This window comes from Paenibacillus sp. FSL P4-0113 (assembly GCF_038009305.1).
In the GTDB taxonomy this organism is placed as follows: domain Bacteria; phylum Bacillota; class Bacilli; order Paenibacillales; family Paenibacillaceae; genus Paenibacillus; species Paenibacillus polymyxa_D.
Genome location: NZ_JBBPAZ010000001.1, coordinates 2,701,545 through 2,721,267 on the forward strand (window position 1 = coordinate 2,701,545; position 19,723 = coordinate 2,721,267).

The window sequence follows — 19,723 nt, forward strand, 5'->3', positions numbered from 1 at the left end:
CCTCCATGACTTTAAAATAAACTTAGTAGGAAGATGTAGACTGCTCGCCCTCGATGATTTTCACACCGGAACTTGCACCGATCCGGCTTGCGCCAGCTTCTACTAATTTTTGCACGTCTTCCAGACTGCGTACACCGCCTGAAGCCTTGACACCAATCTCAGGTCCTACCGTTTTGCGCATCAAAGCCACATCTTCCGCAGTAGCTCCACCTGTTGAGAAGCCTGTCGAGGTTTTCACAAAATTCGCCCCCGCTTTGACGGACAGCTCACATGCCAGTACCTTCTCTTCGTCAGTCAGCAGGCAGGTCTCGATAATCACTTTTACCAGTGTACCAGCAGCTGCTTCCACGACCGCACGGATGTCCTGCTCGACGAGCTGTACATCACGTTCCTTCAAAGCGCCTATGTTAATAACCATATCAATTTCAGTCGCTCCGTTAGCAATAGCATCTTTCGTTTCAAATGCTTTCGTTGCGGACGTGCTCGCTCCCAGCGGGAAACCGATAACTGTACAAATGGCTACGCCTGTGCCTGCGAGCTGTTCTGCTGCATAAGCTACCCACGCCGGGTTCACACATACAGAAGCAAACTGATATTTTTTTGCCTCGGCAGTCAATTTCGTAATTTCATCCTTCGTCGCATCTGCACGCAACAATGTATGGTCGATTAATGCTGCAATGTTCATATCTAAAAGCTCCTTCATTAGATAAATAGTTGAAGACAAAAGTCCTTTATTTCTCTGTGATGAGATCATCATAGCACGGCTTTGAACATATGTAAAACACATTTTGAAATTATGTTCACGCTTGTACATAAGGCGTTCACCTACCATTCATATTACCCTGTAGGCACACGCCATAACCGTGTATTTTGCTGGATGGAGGCGACTTGCTCTATTGTAAAAGTGCTTGTGCCGTAAACTGATCCGTCACCAAGATATTCGCATACTTGCCACGCAGCGATGCCCGAATGGCCTCCACTTTGCGCTGGCCTCCAGCGACGAGAATGGACTTCTCCTTCTTTCGCAAATCAGGCAAATCAATCCCAACGGTACGGCTGTTAATTTCCTGACTGCATATGTTGCCCTCAGCGTCAAAAAAGCGTGAGCAAATATCGCCCTTGCCAACTCTTTGCAGTAGCTTCTGCTCTTCCCCGTTAAAATAACCCAATCGGAACAGCAACGCATCCTCCTTGACCGTCCCCACCGTAAACACCGCGATGTTCGCCTGCTTGCCAAGTTCGATGATACGCTGGATATGCCGATCCTCCTCGACCATTTTCTTAACGGCGTGACTGTCGAAAATTACAGGCAGCGGCAAATACCTTGCTATGGTATGAAAGGCTTCTGCGAACAAATTCACGGTTTCCACAGCATATGTGTTGACATGTGAATGGCTCACGCCTCCCTTGAGCTGAACCACCTCAACTCCCTTGACCTGCTTTTGTTGGAGATGAAGCGCCACGGCATGCATGGTTGTTCCCCATGTCACTCCAATAATATCAGCATCCTGTACCGTTTCATGCAAATAATCGGCTGCTTTTTTGCTAATATGCTTCTTGATCTCCTGATATTCATTTAACGGCGAATAACAGACTAACACAGTATCCAGTCCGTATTTCTTCTTCACCTGCTCTCCGAGCGCGTCCATATCCTCCATCGGGTCCACAATACTAATCCGCACGTATCCTTGTTCCTTGGCAGCCTGAAGTAACCGCGATACCGTAGGACGCGAAACCCCGAGTCTGACCGCGATATCTTGCTGGCTGTAGTCGTTTAGATAGTATAATCTGGCTGCTTCGATACTTAATCGCTGCTTTTCATGATCCACTCTACCTCAACCCGCTTATCTTAAAATGTAGTGCCATCGGACACAGCTTTAGTCCCAAACATTATATATGAAGGGAAACTTGAAGCCACGCCTTGGCCGTATGGTTGTTATTTTGGAAGATTTAACTGCTCGTTTGTGATATTCTGTGAGTAACTACAACCATTTTACCGCATCCTCAACTTTATCGTTCCATCTGTCAAAACGCAATAGTTAACCCATTTTACCGCTCAATCACAACCTGTGATGGCTCATCTGAATAGATAAGGAGAATTGTTATGTCTGAATTTATTGTGTGCAGTCTAGCGGACAAAAAGTTCGCTTTAAACTTTGTGGAAGTAGAAGAAGTCATGAATGCTAAGAAGGGAACTCCGCTTCCCTTTTCCGAAGCATGGCATGAAGGAATGGTGACTATTCGCGGCAATGTATTTACGATCCTTAATTTACGCAAAAAACTGCTTCTTCCTGCATCCAGCGATTCCTCCGAGGACAAAATGATTTTGCTCAGCCGTGCGAAGATTGCTCTGCTTGTCGATCAGGTGGAGGACACGGCTTCTGCCGAGGACAGTCAGCTACAAAGCAATGAGGAAGAGTGGCAGCGCGAGTTGTTCCCTACCGTGATGGAGCATCAGGGTACCCTCATTCCGGTGATCGATATGGACGCTTTTCTCGCATCCACCAAGACGAACTAAAACGCAAAATACTCCCGAACCTTGAGGCGGCTTGCACTCATCGTTCGGGAGTATTTTCAGTTATTGGAGTCCCTGCCCCTCTTTCATGTGAACCAGCGTGTTCAGCTGCTCCAGCAACGTATTCCCGCCAGTTAGCGAAATCGTGCCAATCTTCTCGCAGATTTTTTCCATGAATTCTAGCTCTTTGAGACGATAGAGAGTGGCGCTCTCGTCCATCAGCTTGGCCGTATTGAGCAGACTACGAGTGGATGCCGTCTCTTCACGTCGTGTGATGAGGTTGGCCTGTGCCTTCTTCTCTGCCAACAGCACCGTATTCAGAATATCCTTGATATCCCCCGGCAAAATAATATCCTTCACCCCTGCTGACGTAAAAGTCACTCCATATTCGTCGCTCTGCTCATTCAGTCGAGTCAAAACATATACCGCAATCTCCTGCTTCATTTTCAGCAAATCATCCAGCTTCATCGTGCCAACGTATTCGCGTAACAACAGTTGAAGCATAATGTACATTTGCTCCTCGTATGCCCGGAATTCTAATGCCCGCAATGGGTCGATGATACGGTACTGACAGACGAAGTTGAGGCGCAGCGTAATTTTGTCCTCTGTCATGATTTCCTGTCCCATCAAGTCCATTTGCTGTTGTCGCATATCTATCGTTTTGATCTCTGTATTCACCGTGGACATCCAGAAATAATATTTACCCGGTTTCAGCTCACCCTGCAACACATTATCGTAATACAAAAATCCTAATTCATAGCTGCCCACCTGAAGCGCCTTCCAGAAGCCCGGTGTCTTGGACAAGAATGCTTGCCCCAATGCCTTATCAATTGCAGGCTGCCGAGTATCTGCACGAACAAAACGATGTTCCTTGAGCACGTTCCAATAAGCATATTTCCCAGCCGTCATCAGCTCCACAAACCGATTATCCTCATAATGCAGCACATATTCATGGTCCTCTACATCAATGACATTCAATTGCTCAAGCAATAGGGGATCTGTCAAAAACAAACGAATATCATGGTCCGGTACAAAAAATGGTTCGGCTACATTCAAAATTTCAACCGCTTCCTGCTGAAATGTCTTCAATAGGTAAGTTCCTGGTTGCAACAATTTGTGGTAGCTTCCTTTTTTGAACAGCAATCCGCGCTCATCGGATTTAATTGTTATCTTCTTAAACATCGTATCACTCCTAGTATTTAGAATCCTCAACTTAAAAGAGTGCTTTTTTCTACGTGTGGCGCTCCGCGATCCATTTGATCTTCCGATCGCTGTTGCCCCTGAATTTTTGGATTTGATGAACCCCTTATAGGGTTAAACTTCAAGGGCAAAAGGCGAACGCTTCGCTTCTTCAGATTCAAATGGACCGCTCCGTAGCTGCCCGCCTTAAAATTAACACACTTTTAAAATGAGGATTTTTTATTTTTATTTGTTGTAGTAGGGTTAGGACCCTTGCAGAGCATCCCTCCGGTGTGAACGGCGGGGTCAAGCTTGAGGAAAAAGAAAGGGGCCGCCTGTTCCCGTGTTCCGGGGATGGGATTCATCAGCCCAACATCGACTGTGAATCCGTATCTCCGAAGCCTCGAGCCCTGTCGGCGCTTGCTCTCTCCGGTATCCGCTGGCCGCATAGCCATCGCCCCGGTATCTGTCATCAAGACCAGACATGGGAAGCTCTTATCCGGGTCTTTTCATTGTTTTTATTCGATCATTCGAATACTCTACCAGAAGTCGCGTGGAAGGCGATTGGGAATCGAACCCTAATTGTTGGTGGATACGCAAGTTTACAGGATACCTGACCCCATCAGGGCAGGCACTGCGGGACCTTTGGAAATCCGCGCCTCGGTAATATCTTCCTGTATCAGCCTTTATCATTATCGCGTAATCTAGAACTCGCGAACATGGCGAAAGTATTACGACCCTATAAAAAACGAAAAAGACACAGGAGAAGCATATGTGCTTCCCTCGTGTCTTTCTTTCTATAGTTAACTAGTCGCGTTCGTATCTTAGGCCTGATCCACTAGGATGTTTTTTCGAAAACGGGATCAGCGCCTGGTGTTGGAAGTTCTGGAACGTCTGTCGTTGTTGAGGCAATCTGCTGGTGTGTATAGCTGAATGGAGGGGTCTCGTATTGCAATCCCGCCTTTTCATAGGTAAACCAATAGCTGACACCCTTCCCGATATCGAGGTCTGTTACCCGCTGCTCCCAGACACCGCCGTTGTTGGTCATTCGGTAATTGAGCTGTTGTCCATCCGTTAAAGTATAATGCACGTCAACATAGGCCGAGGCTGTTTTAGGTGTAAATTGAAGCAATGCTTCACGATCGCTGACAAAACGAGCTCCTGCTTTATAATCCTCCGTTTCTCCGCCACCCTCATTACCGCCAGATGCTGCCTCCGTAGTTACCGATATAGCATGGCTTGCTGCAGATAGGTTACCAGCTGCATCGCGAGCCTTAACGGTAAAGCTGTAAGTGGAAGCTGCATGCAGCCCTGTAATTGATGCGGAAATACCGCTTATCTCTGCCGCCTGAGCCCCGTCCTTATAAACGATATACCCCGTAACGCCAACATTGTCTGTAGCTGCATCCCACTCCAGAGTGACTGTCGAAGCCGTTTTGGTCGTAACTCGTACATTCGTCGGGATGGACGGAGCCTCCGTATCAGGCTGCGGATTGCCACCGCCGCTTCCATTTCCGGCATTAAAGCTATTCGGCTGCACGGTAATACTGTGCCCATCTGAGAAGGTTACTGTTTTGACCTGGTCTGTAAAGTTGTAGGCCACATAGGTTTTTACACCGTTCTTATGAAATACGGCATAAATAGGTGAATTAGCGGTGATGCTGCGGTCGATGTTGCCTACAGCATCCAAATTATAGATCCAGTGGTAGACATTCGCGTAATTATGTTTTCAAACTCACCCCATAAGACATTCACCCTATAAGTTATTCATCCCATTAACCATTCACCCTAATAAACGTTTAGTATATAAAAAAAGAATCCTCCAGGCCTTTTAGCCCTTCAGATCCTCTGTTTTGAATTTATAAGTTTTTGAGCCTTTGAGTTTTTGAGTATTTAGTTTCTTATGCCCTTCCCATGCTCCACAACATTTCGGAAAAAGAGTGACTTTGCGGTGGGCAGCAGCGGAGCGAAGGGGTTGAATCTGGAGAAGCGGAAGCGTTCGCCTTTGCAGTGGGATTCTTACCTTTAAATCTCTCATACAATCCGAAGAATCCCACTGCAACAGCGATCGGAAGATCAACCTCTCCGCGAAGCGCCTCCTCCACCCGAAAACAACTCACTCATTTTCCCCGCTCAAAATACCCTTCTATTTTCCAATCTACACCAACCTGTGTCACGCTCAAATCATGCAATGCCACCGCATCGCTCATCGCAGACACGCCTTCTCCCCCGAGAAATCCCGGGGCTGCACGTCCTCCAACCAGCTTCGGCGCCATATACAGCACCAGCTTGTCTGCCAGCCCTTGCTGCACGAACGAAGCGTTCACTTCGGCTCCGCCTTCCACGAACACCGATGACACCTCCGCTGCCCCCAGAATATCCAACATTTGCGGCAGGTTAACCCGATCGCTGTTTTCATCCTGTGTCGGATATACTTTTACACCCAGCTGTTCCAGCTGGCTTCGCTTGCCTTCATCGTAGGCCCGTCCTGTGAATATCCAGGTCGGAGCCTCCCCATCTGTAATGACACGAGCATCCAATGGAATTCGAAGCTTACTATCCAGAATGATACGAATCGGATTCCGTCCTTCTGGTAGACGAGTCGTAAGCTGAGGATTATCATGAATCACGGTCTGTACACCGACCAGGATTCCTACATGCTCGTGACGAAGACGATGCACATCCTCCCGTGCAGCCTCAGATGTGATCCACTTGCTTTCAGAGGTTCGAGTTGCAATTTTACCGTCCAGCGTTACTGCTGATTTGATCGTAATAAAAGGACGCTTGCTCACGATATATTGATTGAACACTTCATTCATGCGGATGGATTCCTGCTCACATACGCCGACAATGACCTCAATGCCTGCATCTTTCAAAATCTGCACCCCTCTGCCGGAAACCAGCGGGTTCGGGTCCAGCGCTGCAATCACCACTCGACGAATACCAGCCTTCACAATCGCTTCCGCGCACGGGCCTGTCCGGCCGTGATGGGAACACGGCTCCAGCGTTACGTAAATCGTCGCTCCCTGAGCGTGTTCACCCGCCATACGCAACGCATGAATCTCGGCATGTGGCTCGCCGGGCTTCAGATGAGCGCCGATCCCAACGATACGGCCGTTGTTGACAATGACTGATCCGACGAGCGGATTCGGTTCTGTTTGCCCTTTAGCACTTCTGGCATTTTCCAGTGCCAGGCGCATATATTTTTCGTGAGTGGTCATAGAACCTCCCTGAGATCGGAATCCCGCAAATGGCCGGATCGTTCCACTTTTGTATTCAAATACCGTTCATTATATTGCGACACATCGCCCCAGAGCGGCATACGACCCGCCACATTCATACCCGATTTTTTCAAGGCATCCAGTTTTTTAGGATTATTTGTAATCAGGGTTACCGGCTTTTGTCTCAGGTGACGGAGCACACTAATGGCATCCGCATAGTTGCGTGTATCATCTTCAAAACCCAATTGATGATTGGCTTCCACGGTATCCATGCCTTCTTCCTGCAGAATATAAGCCATGGCTTTACTAAACAAACCAATTCCGCGGCCTTCATGGTTAGCCAGATAGAACAATGCACCCGTTCCATGTTCCACGATCATTTTCATGGACTGGTGGAGTTGAAATCCGCAATCACAACGCTTGCTACCAAAAATATCTCCAGTATGGCAAATACTATGCATGCGAACTAATGCATTTTCCGACTGCTCGAGATCGCCGTACACCAAAACGCTTGACTGTTGTCCCTCTGCCAAATCCAGTGTGGACAATCGCTTCACAATCGTCTCAGCGGTGGCATTCAGTAAGTCCTGACGATCTTCCTCATCCCGTACAGGCAACCAGCAGTACCACTGAAAAACAACCGTTTCCCCTTCCAAATTAACTGGCAGCTTGATCGGTCCAACCAAAATCGTCGAAGATTGTTCTCCACGAACGGTTTGAATTTTATCGTTAAGTAGCGTAGCTACATCTTTTTGGTTCATCTCTTTGCACCATCCTTTATATAAGCTCTATATAGAAAATGCCTAATTCTTTAAAGGCTAATCGTTATTGTTAGGGTCATAAATCATTGAACTCTGTGTAAGAAATGTTCATGAAACGTGGATTCCATCGTCAGTTGCCGTTCCTGAAGCTCGGTGACAGCCTGCCGTCGTCCGTCTTCGAACGCCTTTAGGTCTTCTGCGGTATAGCTCTTCTGTCGTAAACGAAGAAGCTCACTGGCTAGCACATCGGCATCCTTCAAAGCTGCATTCAAGCCAAAAGCTCCGGTAGGTGTCATGGTATGCGCCGCATCTCCAATAAGGACCAGTCCGTTCTGCGTCCAGGTGTCACTACGACTGCTGAAAATATCCAACGGTACGAAGTCCTTCCATGAACGAATATGATCATGCACACTATGCTTCAAATCTGGAAAAGCCTCTGTAAACCGTTGTATAAATGGTTCAAAGGATTGTTTAAACAGGGTTGGAAAGCTACTCTCCTCCACATTCCAGCCAATTTGAATATATCCCTCAGCCTGAGAGAATAAAGCCAACTGACCTCCATTGACCAGTGCCAGACGAGTGACGGGCTCCCACCCAGCAGGTGCCGTAATTTTCGCCCATAGCAGATCATAGCCGTGTCGAATGTTCGTCACAGGCATCTGCGCCAGCTTGCGCACAGTCGAATAGCGACCGTCTGCCCCTACAATCAACGAACTGTCAATCGTGATCTCATGACCGTTCTTATCGCGGGCGATCAAGCCCGTGTAGCCCTGCTCGCTGTTACCTTCCAACGCAGTCACAGTTGTACCCGCCAGGTAACGGAAGGACTCGTAGGTTGACGCCTGTTTGAGCAAAGCCTCCAAAAATCGAGGCTGTGGAATATGAACCCCCACATTACCATCAACTGATACTGGCTTGACCGTCTTCACTTGCCGCTGATGCCCCCAATATTCGATCCTTGTGGAGGCGAGAACATAGTTCTCATGAATTTGTTCGAGCAGCTTATGCCTTTGGATCACTTCCTGACCCTCATCATTCAAGATTTCACCGCGAAAGGCCTTTCCCGCTATGCTCTGTCGCTCAATCAATATCGTGGATACACCCTGCGCCGCCAGTAGACAGGACAACAAAGTCCCTGCGGGTCCCCCTCCAACTACGCACACTTCACATTCCAGCTTCATCCGACTTCCCCCTACACCCAAACCATAACCTCAACGATTAGTTCGTACCTGTTCATTTAATTACATCATTAATAATATCAAAAATAACATCAAATTAAGTTTAAATTTTAAGTATTCATATCTTAAGCTCCGTCTCAAAGCTAACAAGTTACTTTATGTAACAAAGTATATTTATATCATATCATTTCGTCAAGTAATAAATTTATGTAAAGTAAAATCATTTACTTTTAACAGTGAATCGTTAATAATAAGCATGAGGTGATCACATGAACATTCCGCAGATGTGTCCACGGTTTGAAAAGGCTATGGAACTACTGAGTAAGCGTTGGACGGTATTGATCGTATTTCAACTAACGAATGGTCCGCAACGTTTCGTCGCTATTGAGAATTCAATTCCTAATTTAAGTGGAAAGGTCCTTTCGGACCGTTTGAAAGAGCTGGAGGAAGAAGGAATCATACAACGTATGGTTTATCCTGAGAAGCCCGTACGGATTGAATACTCTCTTACGGATAAAGGACGCGATTTAGCTCCTTTGTTTGACCATATCGGTACTTGGGCTACACGCTGGATTGAGGTTCTACCAGCACTTGAACAGCAATGATTCTTATTGAAGCAGCTTCACGTCTACCGCTATTGTTCCTAGACTAATATGATAAAAACACAGACTGCTAACATGCCAAAGAACGCCTTTGCTCTAAGTACAATTGTACTCATAGTGCAAGGCGTTCTATTTTTCATATGAAGGAACTTTAAACGTTTCCCTCACCGCTGCGTTGCATTTCCTCACGTATGGATTGCACCCGTTTTTTCCCCCAGTCATACATCATCTCCACAATGGGTAAAATCGTCATCCCCAGCTCGGTCATCGAATACTCCACCTTTGGAGGTACCTCGGGATACACTTCCCGGTGCACAATACCGTCCTCCATCAACTCCCGCAACTGATTGGTCAGCACTTTATGCGACAGCTTCGGAAACAGCCTTTGCAGGTCACTGAAACGATGCGCTCCTTCCACACCCAGATGCCATAAAATGACGACCTTCCATTTTCCGCTTAACACTGACAAGGTTAGTTCCTTTTCGCAGTTATAGTCTCCGTTAACGATCTTCTCCCGTATTTCTTCTCTTAGCGTATCAGACATATATAATTAACTCCTTCTAAATCATCATGGTCTTGCACTCTAATAGTAACCTGCAGGTAACCTCCGTACTTGAAAGTGCATTCTTCACAGCCTGACGAAGCCATCCTACAATAGTAGATAACGTTACACATTCAAGGAGGAATAAAGTATGAGTAAAAAAGCTCTTTTTATTATACCCCCAGAGCGCTTTAATGAGGATGAATTGTTTAAACCGAAGGAAGCGCTGGAGCAAGCAGGCGTTACCGTGACCCTAGCTAGTACAAAAACAGGCGAAATCACGGGTGACTACAACGGTAAAGCGACAGCTGATCTTGTTTTTACAAACGCTGTGCTGGCTGATTATGATGTAGTATCTGTGATCGGCGGATCAGGTACGAATGACCATCTGTGGAATAACGCGGATCTCCAAACTCTGCTAAAACAAACTCATGAGCAAAAGACTTTATTGGCTGGCATCTGCGCAGGCTCTGTAGCCGTGGCTCAAACCGGACTACTCTCTGGTAGAACGGCTACATGCTATCCAGTGGATATACAAAAGGATCAGCTTCAAGTGCATCAAGCCGAATATCTCGCTCAGCATGTCGTTGCGCATAGCGACATTATTACAGCCGATGGCCCAGATGGTGCACAGGAATTCGGCGCAGCCCTCGTTCAAGCTCTGCAATAAGCACATTCTCGAAGTTCCAGATGACACTTTAAACAGCACTCCAACAAGCCGCATCACGTCCTTTCTATTGTATGGGACCTGATGTGGCTTTTTTGTGTCATTTTCATGCTTAAGTGATTAATTTAATTGTATGGTCCTGGATTTTCGTGTTAGCTTTAAACAATCGACGTTTAGCATAGGAGGCTTATATGCCGTGTTTATGAAAGGCAAAATACATTTACATCAGGTAACGTCCGAATCGTTGCGACTGGGCGCCTTACTATCATTAGTAGGGGGCTTTTTGGACACATATACCTTTGTTGGAAGAGGCGGTGTTTTCGCCAACGCACAGACAGGCAATATCGTGCTGCTGGCTGTCAAAGTCATTCAGGGGCACTGGATTCAGGCGTTATCCTATATCCCGCCCCTGATCGCCTTTTCACTGGGGGTTTTTGTTGCTGAAGGGATTAAACGAAAATCAACCCACCGTTTAACTCCGGACTGGACCCGCGCAATTCTTTTACTGGAAATTGCGATTTTCTTCATCGTGGGATTGATTCCGCAAGGAGTTCCCAATACGGTAGTGGTGGTGATCGTCTCGTTCGTCGCTTCCGTGCAAATGACTTCCTTCCGCAAGCTCATTGATGTGCCGTACACCTCCACGGTCAGCACCGGTAACCTCCGATCAGCTATCGAGGCTGTGTATGTCGCCGTAACGACCAAGGACACGAACGCTGCCATTCGAGCGATGCGTTATGGTGTCATCCTGGCAGCCTTCTTGGTAGGAGCCTTGCTGGGGGGATTTCTAACTTTGACAATTGGGGATAAAGCCGTTTGGGGCGCTGTTGTTGCACTTATTTTTTCTTTTATTTTATTTACAGAAAAGGAAAAGTGGAAGCTTCCCCTACGCCACTAATCCTCCATTACATCAGCCCTGAACGAACTGGCGCTGGGCCGTTTCAAAGAAATTCAAAAGGTCTTCACGGGACGGGAATGCAGCCTGAGCTGATTGGTTGCTACCGCCCCCCTTACCGTGAAATGCCCCCAGATTCTCTTTCAAAAATGCTCCGCAGCTAACAGACTGGGTGCCGTTATGTGCCAGAAGGATTTTGTTTTCTGCTGTTGTGGCAAATAGAACAAGCAAATCATGCTCAGCTGTCAGCTTGGTAGCCAATTGCTGCATGTCCTGCTGGGATTTTTGTTCGAATACATGAGCAAGAACATGCCCCCGCACAGCAGATAGCAACTCTGTCGCCTGGTACGAAGCATTTTCCTCTTGTAGGAGCTCCACTTGCGCCTTAAGCTGTTTATGCTCCTGCTCCCACTTTTCGAATCGGGTCAAAATATCTTTTCGCCCGGTATTGAACTTCATAGATAACACGTCCAATATCTGAACACTATCGTTAAAATCCTGGAGTGCGCGAGCGCCACATTTGAAATGGATTCTTGCCATCCCCTTCTGCTTCTCCCATTTTAAGCATTTAATGATTCCAATTTCCCCGGTCTGAGCTACATGTGTGCCACCGCAAGCATTATATTCAATGCCCTCGATCTCGACAATCCGAATATTTTCTGTCACTTTGGGCGTTTTCACAAGCGGAATGTCCTTCAATTGCTCACGGGTTACAAAATAACTTTTTATGCTGCGATTACTATAGATTTGCTGATTTACTTCCTGCTCGATTGCCGATAGCTGCGCAGGCGTTATATCCGAACAGTTCACATCAATCGTGTCATATTCTTGTCCCAGATGAAAGCTTTCCGTACGGGCACCCAACAACTCTAGACAAACCGCTGACAGCAAGTGCTGCCCGCTATGCTGCTGCATATGATCAAATCTGCGTTCCCAATCCAATCGGCAGGCTACTTTCCGATCCTCCGGCAAACGCTCTACCTGATGCCAAATATCCCCTTCTTCGAGAACAACATCTAATACACGGACGCCCTGAATTGTTCCTGTATCACAAGGCTGGCCTCCACCATGCGGATAAAAGGCCGTTTCCTCCAGCGTAACCAAATATTTTCCGTCTCTTTCCATGCTCTGTGTAATATGAGTGTCCCACTCCGTAAGATTTGGAGCAGTGTAGTATAATTTTGTCGTCATTCCAGGTTCCTCACTTTTGGGTTTTTGGTCTCGTGCGATATCCACTTATTATCAAGCACTCCATTGTAAATATCAATGTAGGGAAAAGCTTAAACCATTGCACGAACAACCTCCATATGGTGAACAATCGCATGACGATTAACAAAGTTTAGCTTGAAATTCATTTTTGAATAGATTAAGATTAGTCGGCTAACTAATTTATTGATTGGAGCATACTGTAAGAAGAAAGGAGAACCTTATGGATTTTGATTTACGGGACTTGCCCACTCGTGAGGCGCTACAAGAATTTTCTATGCGTATCCCCGAGATTGATGTAAGAGCAACAGAAGCTATGCTATTTTTTATGCGGGTATCTTCCAGCGTCTTTAAAGTCAGCTTTGAGGGCTTTGAGAAGTTCGGTATATCTCATGGGAAATTTTCAATATTAATTCTTCTGTACCGCAACATCCATACAGGATTGCTGGCTACAGAGCTTGCGGAGAAAGTAGGGGTTAGCAAGCCTACTGTTACCGGTCTGCTTGACCGCCTGGAACGCGATGGGCTTATTATTCGATCTGTTCATCCTTCCGACCGCCGTATGAGCATTGTTAAACTGACCGAACAAGGAACAGAAATGATGGAAAGACTGCTGCCTATACATTTTACAAGCACTTCCACACTGATGAGCCACCTGTCCACCGATGAAAAGGAATTGCTCCTGACGTTACTGCAAAAAATAGAAAGTGGCATCCCTCAAGCAAAAGAGATATATAAAGCAGCAAAACCAGAATAAGTTTTAATTTTGCGTTTTAGTTAGCCGACTAACTTTTAAATTATTAAATAAAAGAATAAATAAAATGTACATATCAGGATATTTATTCGAGTCTATGTTTAACCCATTTTATGAATCTAAGGAGCGTATTACCCATGAATCGCACACAAGCCACTAGCCTCATCATCCCTCTCATTTCTATCGCCTGTCTGATCGGCGGGGGTTTCCTGCTCCAGACCAACGGACAAGATCAAGTCAATGCTTCGCGATCCGTTAAAGGCACAACACTAAATGCGGATAGCATTCATGTATCTTTTGAACAAGTAGGAGGCAAAGTCCTGAACATCCCGGTAACAGAAGAAACGAAGGTGAAAAAAGGAACTGTCCTTATGACTTTGGATTCCACAGATGTGGATCTGCAAATTGAGCAGCTGCGGACACAAATTGCCCAGTTCAATACGCAAATCAGCCAACAACAACAATCCATCAATTTAGGCTATACACGGGCAGCAACTCAGGAAAAACAGGCACAGCTAGATATCGCGCAAGCTCAAGTGACTGAGAGTAAAAGTCAGGCAGCATTGCAGCGGGCACAAGCGGCTGAGCGTCAAGCCACTGCTGCGGAACAACAGGTCAATAACGGGGTTCGGGATGAAGATGTTCAGCAGCAACGAATTGCTGTAGCCTCAGCAACCAAAAACGTTCAGACTGCGCAGACCAACTATAAGCGTAATAAAGCACTCTATGATGCAGGAAGTGCATCCAAAGCAGCGTTGGATGATGCCGAATCCTCTTTGACTTTAGCGACAAATCAGTTGAGTCAGCAAAAAGAGGCTCTACAAAAGCTACTTCATGGTGCCACTTCTGAAGAACGTATGCAGGCCAGTGAACAGACGACACAAGCAGCCGTTTCGGTAAAACAAGCCGAGGAAGAAATTCGCGGTGCCCAATTGTCCGTCGATCGTTCCAAGACCCAGCTGGAAACCATTCAGCAGAGTCGTCAACAGTTGGCAGATCAGAAGCTGGCTATTGACCTTTTAAAGCAACAAAAAGACACACAGGAAGTTCAGCTTAAAACGTTGCTGCTCAAAAAAGAACGCCTGGTGTTAAAAGCACCACAGGATGGCAAGGTGACTTCGATTAGTACCAAAGTCGGCGAAAATGTGGCGCAAGGTGCTCCTGTGATTACCCTGGAAACCAACGATTTATATTACGATCTCTATGTGAATGAAGAACAAGCGGGGAAATTCAAGGCCAATCAAGAAATTAAAACTCATATCTCTGGTCTCAATAAGGACTTGAAAGGTACGGTACGCTATGTAACTGCTGCACCACAATTCGCTAATGTGAAGATGTCCCGTGAAAAAGGAGAAGCAGATACCGCTACATTCCAGGTACGTGTATATGTAACAAGAGAAGCAGCTTTGCTACCAGGCATGACAGTTGAGGTGAATACAAATGAAATCTCTTCGTGATGAATGGTCGTATCTGGTTCACTCCAAGTATCCGATTATAGCTATTATCTTCCCATTGATTGCCGTACTGGGGTATTCACTGTTGCTCCCAAGCAGCCAAATTAACGACGCTAACGTGGTAGTGGTGGATCAAGATAACACAGCTTACAGCCGTGAGTTCATTCAGAAAATAGATGCTTCCCCGTATATGAACGTAGCTGAGATTGTTTCGTATACGGACAACCCTGAACAGTATTTTTATCATGAGCAATATTTGGCTGTTATTTCATTGCCGCATGGTTTAGAGGACAATCACAATCGTTCCCTCTCCAGCCGCGTGGGTCTCATTCTCGATAATACCAATGTACAATCTATTACTTCGATTCGTACAGCTATGCAGGAAATTAGCGTTTCCGAGAATATGGAACTGTCTGTTCCAGCTATGTTGAAAACCGGGATGAACGCAGAACAGGCTCAAGGGGCCCTCAATGGTATCGCCTTGGAAGTGCGTTCCATGTTTAATCCAACGAATGACTATCAGAATACGACGATACTTGCATTCACTTGTATGTTCTCTTTTATGATACTGAATATAAATAGCTTACCTCTGGTCGCCAGACTCCGGGTTTCCAAGAGGCTGGCTGCTGAGCTGCAAAATCCGTTCAACATCCTGCTGCGTATGCTTCCTTATACGCTGTTTTCGACGGCTGGCTTAATCTTCTCTCTAGGGATGCTTAAAGTGTTTGGGGGAGGCCGTTTCGAGGCCAATCCAATTCTCTTTATAATTCCAGTTGTCCTGTATGTATTCGGTACCGTTTGTATCAATGTCCTGGTTGCATGGGGCGCTGCACATCCGGGAATAGCCATTGGCAGAATGGTGATGATACTCATGCCTGCTTTTGTTCTATCAGGGGCTGTTCTTTCCAGATCACTGTTTCCACCTTTAGCGATTCAAATCGGTGATTTCTTCCCCTTTGTATGGATGTATAAATTCCTGCGCACTATGGGTCTGCGTGGTGCACCTTTGCAGGAGATGCTTCCCGAACTCGGTTCTCTGTTACTATATGTGGGTGTACTCTCCTTGCTGGTGATCGCCAGAGCCCTATGGGAGAAACAGAAGCTGGCCAAGCAGACTGCGGGCACTGCTTCTGAAAAGGGATTACCACATCCCGTTGTTCCAGCAAGCACAACTGGCAGCGGGTTATCTATGCAAGGGGCACCATCAGCACCTATGCACGAGCCTATAAAAGGATAGAGTCTCGTCTACAAAATAAAAAAGGGTTAAGTGCCGTCTAACGATCCTTAACCCTTTTTCAATAATCAGGATTTTGTAAAATCCTCAATAATATTAAATTATCATTGTTATCAGAATAAAATTCACTTATATGCCCGACCTAATTGATAAGCGTGCTCCAGTAAACCTTCAATGTATTCTTTCGATTCGGATAAAGTATCATAGAAGAACTCCACCTTGGACTCTCTTACTCTTGCGTAACCAGCAATGGCTTTATTCAAATAATTAGTAACCAAATCGTGATATTCATACTTGATCAGATGTTCTTTCGTCCCCCCCGCCAAGCATATCCACAGAACCTGCTTTGACGTGAACTCCTGAAGTAAACCTATGTTCCACACTTTATCCAGGTACCCTTTTAGCATGGACGGGACACTATACCACCATAATGGAAACACAAAGACCAGAGCATCCGCAGCCACTATTCTATCCATCTCTTTCCGTGTTTCAGGAGCATATTGTTTATGGGTCGTATTCCAATCCAACTCATCTGCAGCGCTGTACACCGGATTGTATCCATCCCGATCCAAGTCCAAAATATCTACCTCGTGCTTATTCTCTTTCAATCCCTCTACAAAACGATTCATGACCGCAAGGGTTAGTGAATCTTCTCTAGGATGCGTGACGACCAATAAAACTTTCATGTATCCGTAACCTTCTTTCTCCTCATAATTAGTGAACCCTGTCTACAGATGCTATTATGGATGTTATACATTAAAGTGTGAAGTACGCACTTCAATGTACTGTAGGTACTTTAAGGTTCCTTAGTGCTTTTTGTACTACAGATCGGAGAGGGGGAAAAGTCTATGGAAGACAAAGCCAAAACCTATATGCTCGGGATCGAGGCAACTTTGGAGGTCATCAGTGGAAAGTGGAAAGGCATTATCCTACACCATTTAACCAGCGGCAGAAAACGTACATACGAACTTCGTCAACTCATTCCGAAAATCACCCAAAAAGTGCTCACCCAACAGCTTAGAGAGCTTGAAAAGGATGGAATCATCCACCGCATCATTTATAACCAAGTTCCCCCCAAAGTGGAATATGAGCTTAGTGAATATGGATGGGATTTTAAAGATCTGCTTGATCGTTTTTGCTTATGGGGAGAAGATCATTTGGATAGGATCTATGGAGATAAAACAAAGGTGTTGGAAGAGTATTCTGTGAAGGAGAAAAACGCCAAACAAGCACCACCCCTTTAAGGAGGCGTGCTTGCTGTAATACTATACCTAAGCTGTGTACCTTGTTTATTCACCAGTCTCCGAAAATTTCCGAATACGAGCCCCTACTTCATCCCGTACACGCTGGAATACGCTCCATTTCTCTTCTTCTGTTCCTTGTGCTTTAGCCGGATCATCAAATCCCCAATGTTCACGACGAACGTGCGGAGGTGTGATAGGACATTTATCAGCAGCATCTCCGCACAAGGTCACAACCAAATCCGCGCTGTTCAGCAAAGCAGGATCTATAATATCTGAAGTTTGACCGGAAATATCCAACCCTACTTCATTCATCGCTTGCACCGCTTTAGGGTTAAGGCCGTGTGCTTCAATACCCGCACTGTATACATTCCAACGGTCTCCCAAGTATTTTTTGGCCCAGCCTTCTGCCATTTGACTGCGGCAAGAGTTACCAGTGCATAAAAAGTAAATTGTCTTTTTTTCCATCATTACCGTCTCCTTCAATGTTCCATTATGAAATGATTAACCATAGATATAAGCCCAGTAGGGTCATAAAAAGTGTAGGAATGGTTAAGACAATGCCTGTCTTAAAATAAGTCCCCCAAGAAATTTTTACGTTTTTCGAACGGAGCACATGCAGCCACAACAACGTGGCTAATGAACCGATCGGAGTTATTTTCGGTCCCAGATCAGAACCAATGACGTTAGCATAAATCAACGCCTCTTTGACCATACCAGTTGTATGGGTGGCATCAATGGCAAGCGCATTAATCATGACCGTAGGCATGTTATTCATGACCGACGAGATAATCGCCGCAATAAAACCCATGCCCATGGTGGCCACAAACATACCTTGACCGGCAGCCGCTTGAATCACATGGGCCAGCAGATCCGTCAAACCGGCATTACGTAGACCATACACCACAACATACATTCCGATGGAGAAAAATACGATAGCCCATGGAGCACCCTTGATGACTTCTTTCATCGGCACTGCAGGGCTTCTACGCGCCATCAATAAGAAAAAGATAGCAATAATACCAGCCACCACCGAAACGGGAATATTAAAAAATTCGCATGCAAAGTAGCCAACGAACAAAACCGCGAGAACGATCCAGGACATACGGAACATCTTTGGATCTTTAATCGCTTCCGCAGGCCTGATTAATTGTGTCGCATCAAACGTTTTCGGAATTCTTTTACGGAAAAAAAGATACAGTACTCCTATACTGGCTGCTAAAGAAAATAAATTAGGTACAATCATGCGACTCGCATATTCCATAAAGGTGATCCCAAAGAAATCGGCTGACACAATGTTGACCAAGTTGCTGACCACAAGCGGAAGCGACGTCGTGTCTGAAATAAAACCGCTCGCTATAATAAAAGGAAAAATCATTTTCTCATCCAATTTAAGTGCCCGAACCATCGCCAGTACAATCGGTGTCAGTATTAAGGCCGCACCGTCATTCGCAAAAAAAGCAGCAACAACGGCGCCAAGAATGGTCACATAAACAAACATCCGGGTTCCGCTTCCTCGCGCAGCTCGTGCCATGTGAAGCGCCGCCCATTCGAAGAAGCCGATTTTATCAAGCACCAACGAAATCAGAATAATGGCTACAAAAGCCAGTGTCGCATTCCAGACAATATGAGTAACTTCCCAAACATCATGCAAATCGACGACACCCACCAGCAAGGCGAGTATGGCACCGCCACAGGCAGACCATCCGATGGACAGATTTTTAGGCTGCCAGATCACCAATACTAAAGTGGCTAAAAATATAATGCATGCCAACAAAATCAATGTTCTAAACCTCCAATATATTACCTTATAAACATATACTTATATAATAGCACCGTTATCCCTCAAGGAGATACACGGAACAGTCTTTAGGATGAACAAGCTGAGGAATCCGGTTCACAAAATGTGATCGGCTCCTCTTTATTCAGCCATTTTAAAATTTGCTTGGAGTCTGGCATACGCTCAAGAACAGCTTGAATATGCGGCTTATCGTCTACATTTAGGGAATAGTATACCCACTGACTTCGTCGTTCTTCTTTTACAATCCCTTGCGACTTTAGTTTTCTCAAATGTTGGCTAATTGCTGGCTGCGACATATCAAAGATATCTACAAATTCGCAAACACACCATTCTCTTTCTCTTAGCAGGGAAAGCATGGCCAACCGGGTTTTATCCCCCAGTAGCTTTAAATGATCGGCTACATAACCAAGTTGCTCCAATGTGTGACCTCCTTCCGCTTATATAACTACATGCTTATATGCTAATGGAGTTCAA

General features: G+C 45.8%; 21 protein-coding genes. 8 read left to right on the forward strand and 13 right to left on the reverse strand.

What is annotated here, in order from left to right; translation table 11 throughout:
• Positions 1-22: 22 nt before the first annotated feature.
• Together deoC and MKX46_RS11555 are read right to left on the reverse strand one after the other, a co-directional pair.
• Entirely contained in the window at positions 23-685 is a 663-nt protein-coding gene (gene deoC, locus MKX46_RS11550) for a deoxyribose-phosphate aldolase (protein WP_029519323.1), read from the reverse strand.
• A gap of 208 nt (positions 686-893) precedes the next feature.
• Positions 894-1,829: a sugar-binding transcriptional regulator gene (locus MKX46_RS11555; RefSeq protein WP_029519324.1), complete on the reverse strand. Its 936-nt coding sequence runs from the start codon at positions 1,827-1,829 to the stop codon at positions 894-896.
• Between the two features lie 275 nt (positions 1,830-2,104).
• On the opposite strand from MKX46_RS11555, the gene MKX46_RS11560 reads away from it, so the two are divergent.
• Positions 2,105-2,518 (forward strand): chemotaxis protein CheW, encoded by a 414-nt coding sequence (locus tag MKX46_RS11560; RefSeq protein WP_029519325.1) that lies wholly within the window; start codon positions 2,105-2,107, stop codon positions 2,516-2,518.
• 60 nt (positions 2,519-2,578) lie between these two features.
• On the opposite strand, the gene MKX46_RS11565 is transcribed toward MKX46_RS11560, so the two are convergent.
• From MKX46_RS11565 to MKX46_RS11585, 5 genes are all read right to left on the reverse strand, one after another.
• Positions 2,579-3,697 carry a slipin family protein gene (locus MKX46_RS11565; RefSeq protein WP_341071253.1) on the reverse strand — a complete coding sequence of 373 codons (1,119 nt, stop codon included), beginning with the start codon at positions 3,695-3,697 and terminating at the stop codon, positions 2,579-2,581.
• Between the two features lie 835 nt (positions 3,698-4,532).
• Complete coding sequence (locus tag MKX46_RS11570) at positions 4,533-5,384, reverse strand: fibronectin type III domain-containing protein (protein WP_445671741.1); 852 nt, start codon at positions 5,382-5,384, stop codon at positions 4,533-4,535.
• 430 nt (positions 5,385-5,814) lie between these two features.
• A complete protein-coding gene (gene ribD / locus MKX46_RS11575; RefSeq protein ID WP_029519328.1) occupies positions 5,815-6,915 on the reverse strand; it encodes a bifunctional diaminohydroxyphosphoribosylaminopyrimidine deaminase/5-amino-6-(5-phosphoribosylamino)uracil reductase RibD in 1,101 nt (366 codons plus the stop codon).
• Complete coding sequence (locus MKX46_RS11580; RefSeq protein WP_029519329.1) at positions 6,912-7,676, reverse strand: GTP cyclohydrolase II; 765 nt, start codon at positions 7,674-7,676, stop codon at positions 6,912-6,914. The genes ribD and MKX46_RS11580 overlap by 4 nt, the downstream gene beginning before the upstream one ends.
• Positions 7,677-7,759: 83 nt before the next feature.
• Positions 7,760-8,857 carry an FAD-dependent monooxygenase gene (locus MKX46_RS11585; protein WP_340886471.1) on the reverse strand — a complete coding sequence of 366 codons (1,098 nt, stop codon included), beginning with the start codon at positions 8,855-8,857 and terminating at the stop codon, positions 7,760-7,762.
• Between the two features lie 266 nt (positions 8,858-9,123).
• Here MKX46_RS11585 and MKX46_RS11590 point away from each other — a divergent pair, with 266 nt between their 5' ends.
• The gene (locus MKX46_RS11590; protein ID WP_013312049.1) at positions 9,124-9,459 is read left to right on the forward strand and encodes a winged helix-turn-helix transcriptional regulator; all 336 of its coding nucleotides are present in this window, start codon (positions 9,124-9,126) and stop codon (positions 9,457-9,459) included.
• Positions 9,460-9,607: 148 nt separating this feature from the next.
• Here the strand turns inward: MKX46_RS11590 and MKX46_RS11595 are convergent, their stop codons facing one another.
• Positions 9,608-10,000, reverse strand: coding sequence for a winged helix-turn-helix transcriptional regulator (locus MKX46_RS11595; protein WP_013312050.1), 393 nt, complete (start codon positions 9,998-10,000; stop codon positions 9,608-9,610).
• Positions 10,001-10,148: 148 nt separating this feature from the next.
• Here MKX46_RS11595 and MKX46_RS11600 point away from each other — a divergent pair, with 148 nt between their 5' ends.
• Together MKX46_RS11600 and MKX46_RS11605 are read left to right on the forward strand one after the other, a co-directional pair.
• Positions 10,149-10,667 carry a DJ-1/PfpI family protein gene (locus MKX46_RS11600; RefSeq protein ID WP_069011589.1) on the forward strand — a complete coding sequence of 173 codons (519 nt, stop codon included), beginning with the start codon at positions 10,149-10,151 and terminating at the stop codon, positions 10,665-10,667.
• A gap of 193 nt (positions 10,668-10,860) precedes the next feature.
• Positions 10,861-11,562 (forward strand): YoaK family protein, encoded by a 702-nt coding sequence (locus tag MKX46_RS11605; RefSeq protein ID WP_029519333.1) that lies wholly within the window; start codon positions 10,861-10,863, stop codon positions 11,560-11,562.
• Between the two features lie 12 nt (positions 11,563-11,574).
• On the opposite strand, the gene MKX46_RS11610 is transcribed toward MKX46_RS11605, so the two are convergent.
• Complete coding sequence (locus MKX46_RS11610; RefSeq protein WP_341071254.1) at positions 11,575-12,750, reverse strand: alanyl-tRNA editing protein; 1,176 nt, start codon at positions 12,748-12,750, stop codon at positions 11,575-11,577.
• A 238-nt stretch (positions 12,751-12,988) separates the two neighbouring features.
• Between MKX46_RS11610 and MKX46_RS11615 the strand changes: the two genes are divergently transcribed.
• From MKX46_RS11615 to MKX46_RS11625, 3 genes are all read left to right on the forward strand, one after another.
• Positions 12,989-13,522 (forward strand): MarR family winged helix-turn-helix transcriptional regulator, encoded by a 534-nt coding sequence (locus tag MKX46_RS11615; RefSeq protein WP_029519335.1) that lies wholly within the window; start codon positions 12,989-12,991, stop codon positions 13,520-13,522.
• Between the two features lie 134 nt (positions 13,523-13,656).
• Positions 13,657-14,976, forward strand: coding sequence for an HlyD family secretion protein (locus MKX46_RS11620; protein WP_209949883.1), 1,320 nt, complete (start codon positions 13,657-13,659; stop codon positions 14,974-14,976).
• Positions 14,960-16,210 carry an ABC transporter permease gene (locus MKX46_RS11625; RefSeq protein ID WP_209949882.1) on the forward strand — a complete coding sequence of 417 codons (1,251 nt, stop codon included), beginning with the start codon at positions 14,960-14,962 and terminating at the stop codon, positions 16,208-16,210. The genes MKX46_RS11620 and MKX46_RS11625 overlap by 17 nt, the downstream gene beginning before the upstream one ends.
• A gap of 122 nt (positions 16,211-16,332) precedes the next feature.
• Here the strand turns inward: MKX46_RS11625 and MKX46_RS11630 are convergent, their stop codons facing one another.
• Positions 16,333-16,893 (reverse strand): NAD(P)H oxidoreductase, encoded by a 561-nt coding sequence (locus MKX46_RS11630; protein ID WP_341040049.1) that lies wholly within the window; start codon positions 16,891-16,893, stop codon positions 16,333-16,335.
• Positions 16,894-17,055: 162 nt separating this feature from the next.
• Here MKX46_RS11630 and MKX46_RS11635 point away from each other — a divergent pair, with 162 nt between their 5' ends.
• Positions 17,056-17,451 (forward strand): winged helix-turn-helix transcriptional regulator, encoded by a 396-nt coding sequence (locus MKX46_RS11635; RefSeq protein WP_013373192.1) that lies wholly within the window; start codon positions 17,056-17,058, stop codon positions 17,449-17,451.
• Positions 17,452-17,496: 45 nt separating this feature from the next.
• Here the strand turns inward: MKX46_RS11635 and arsC are convergent, their stop codons facing one another.
• The 3 genes from arsC to MKX46_RS11650 form a co-directional block, all read right to left on the reverse strand.
• A complete protein-coding gene (gene arsC / locus MKX46_RS11640) occupies positions 17,497-17,916 on the reverse strand; it encodes an arsenate reductase (thioredoxin) (protein WP_029519339.1) in 420 nt (139 codons plus the stop codon).
• A gap of 25 nt (positions 17,917-17,941) precedes the next feature.
• The gene (locus MKX46_RS11645) at positions 17,942-19,231 is read right to left on the reverse strand and encodes an arsenical efflux pump membrane protein ArsB (protein WP_029519340.1); all 1,290 of its coding nucleotides are present in this window, start codon (positions 19,229-19,231) and stop codon (positions 17,942-17,944) included.
• Positions 19,232-19,317: 86 nt separating this feature from the next.
• A complete protein-coding gene (locus MKX46_RS11650) occupies positions 19,318-19,668 on the reverse strand; it encodes an ArsR/SmtB family transcription factor (RefSeq protein WP_318628112.1) in 351 nt (116 codons plus the stop codon).
• Positions 19,669-19,723 lie beyond the last annotated feature (55 nt).

Bases quoted from the DNA above. Each gene is read 5' to 3' on its own strand.
- MKX46_RS11595 (WP_013312050.1), bottom strand. From the start codon at position 10,000: ATGTCTGATACGCTAAGAGAAGAAATACGGGAGAAGATCGTTAACGGA.
- MKX46_RS11560 (WP_029519325.1), top strand. From the start codon at position 2,105: ATGTCTGAATTTATTGTGTGCAGTCTAGCGGACAAAAAGTTCGCTTTA.
- MKX46_RS11565 (WP_341071253.1), bottom strand. From the start codon at position 3,697: ATGTTTAAGAAGATAACAATTAAATCCGATGAGCGCGGATTGCTGTTC.
- MKX46_RS11615 (WP_029519335.1), top strand. From the start codon at position 12,989: ATGGATTTTGATTTACGGGACTTGCCCACTCGTGAGGCGCTACAAGAA.
- MKX46_RS11625 (WP_209949882.1), top strand. From the start codon at position 14,960: ATGAAATCTCTTCGTGATGAATGGTCGTATCTGGTTCACTCCAAGTAT.
- arsC (WP_029519339.1), bottom strand. From the start codon at position 17,916: ATGGAAAAAAAGACAATTTACTTTTTATGCACTGGTAACTCTTGCCGC.
- MKX46_RS11585 (WP_340886471.1), bottom strand. From the start codon at position 8,857: ATGAAGCTGGAATGTGAAGTGTGCGTAGTTGGAGGGGGACCCGCAGGG.
- MKX46_RS11620 (WP_209949883.1), top strand. From the start codon at position 13,657: ATGAATCGCACACAAGCCACTAGCCTCATCATCCCTCTCATTTCTATC.
- deoC (WP_029519323.1), bottom strand. From the start codon at position 685: ATGAACATTGCAGCATTAATCGACCATACATTGTTGCGTGCAGATGCG.
- MKX46_RS11635 (WP_013373192.1), top strand. From the start codon at position 17,056: ATGGAAGACAAAGCCAAAACCTATATGCTCGGGATCGAGGCAACTTTG.
- MKX46_RS11610 (WP_341071254.1), bottom strand. From the start codon at position 12,750: ATGACGACAAAATTATACTACACTGCTCCAAATCTTACGGAGTGGGAC.
- MKX46_RS11630 (WP_341040049.1), bottom strand. From the start codon at position 16,893: ATGAAAGTTTTATTGGTCGTCACGCATCCTAGAGAAGATTCACTAACC.
- MKX46_RS11600 (WP_069011589.1), top strand. From the start codon at position 10,149: ATGAGTAAAAAAGCTCTTTTTATTATACCCCCAGAGCGCTTTAATGAG.
- MKX46_RS11590 (WP_013312049.1), top strand. From the start codon at position 9,124: ATGAACATTCCGCAGATGTGTCCACGGTTTGAAAAGGCTATGGAACTA.
- MKX46_RS11580 (WP_029519329.1), bottom strand. From the start codon at position 7,676: ATGAACCAAAAAGATGTAGCTACGCTACTTAACGATAAAATTCAAACC.
- ribD (WP_029519328.1), bottom strand. From the start codon at position 6,915: ATGACCACTCACGAAAAATATATGCGCCTGGCACTGGAAAATGCCAGA.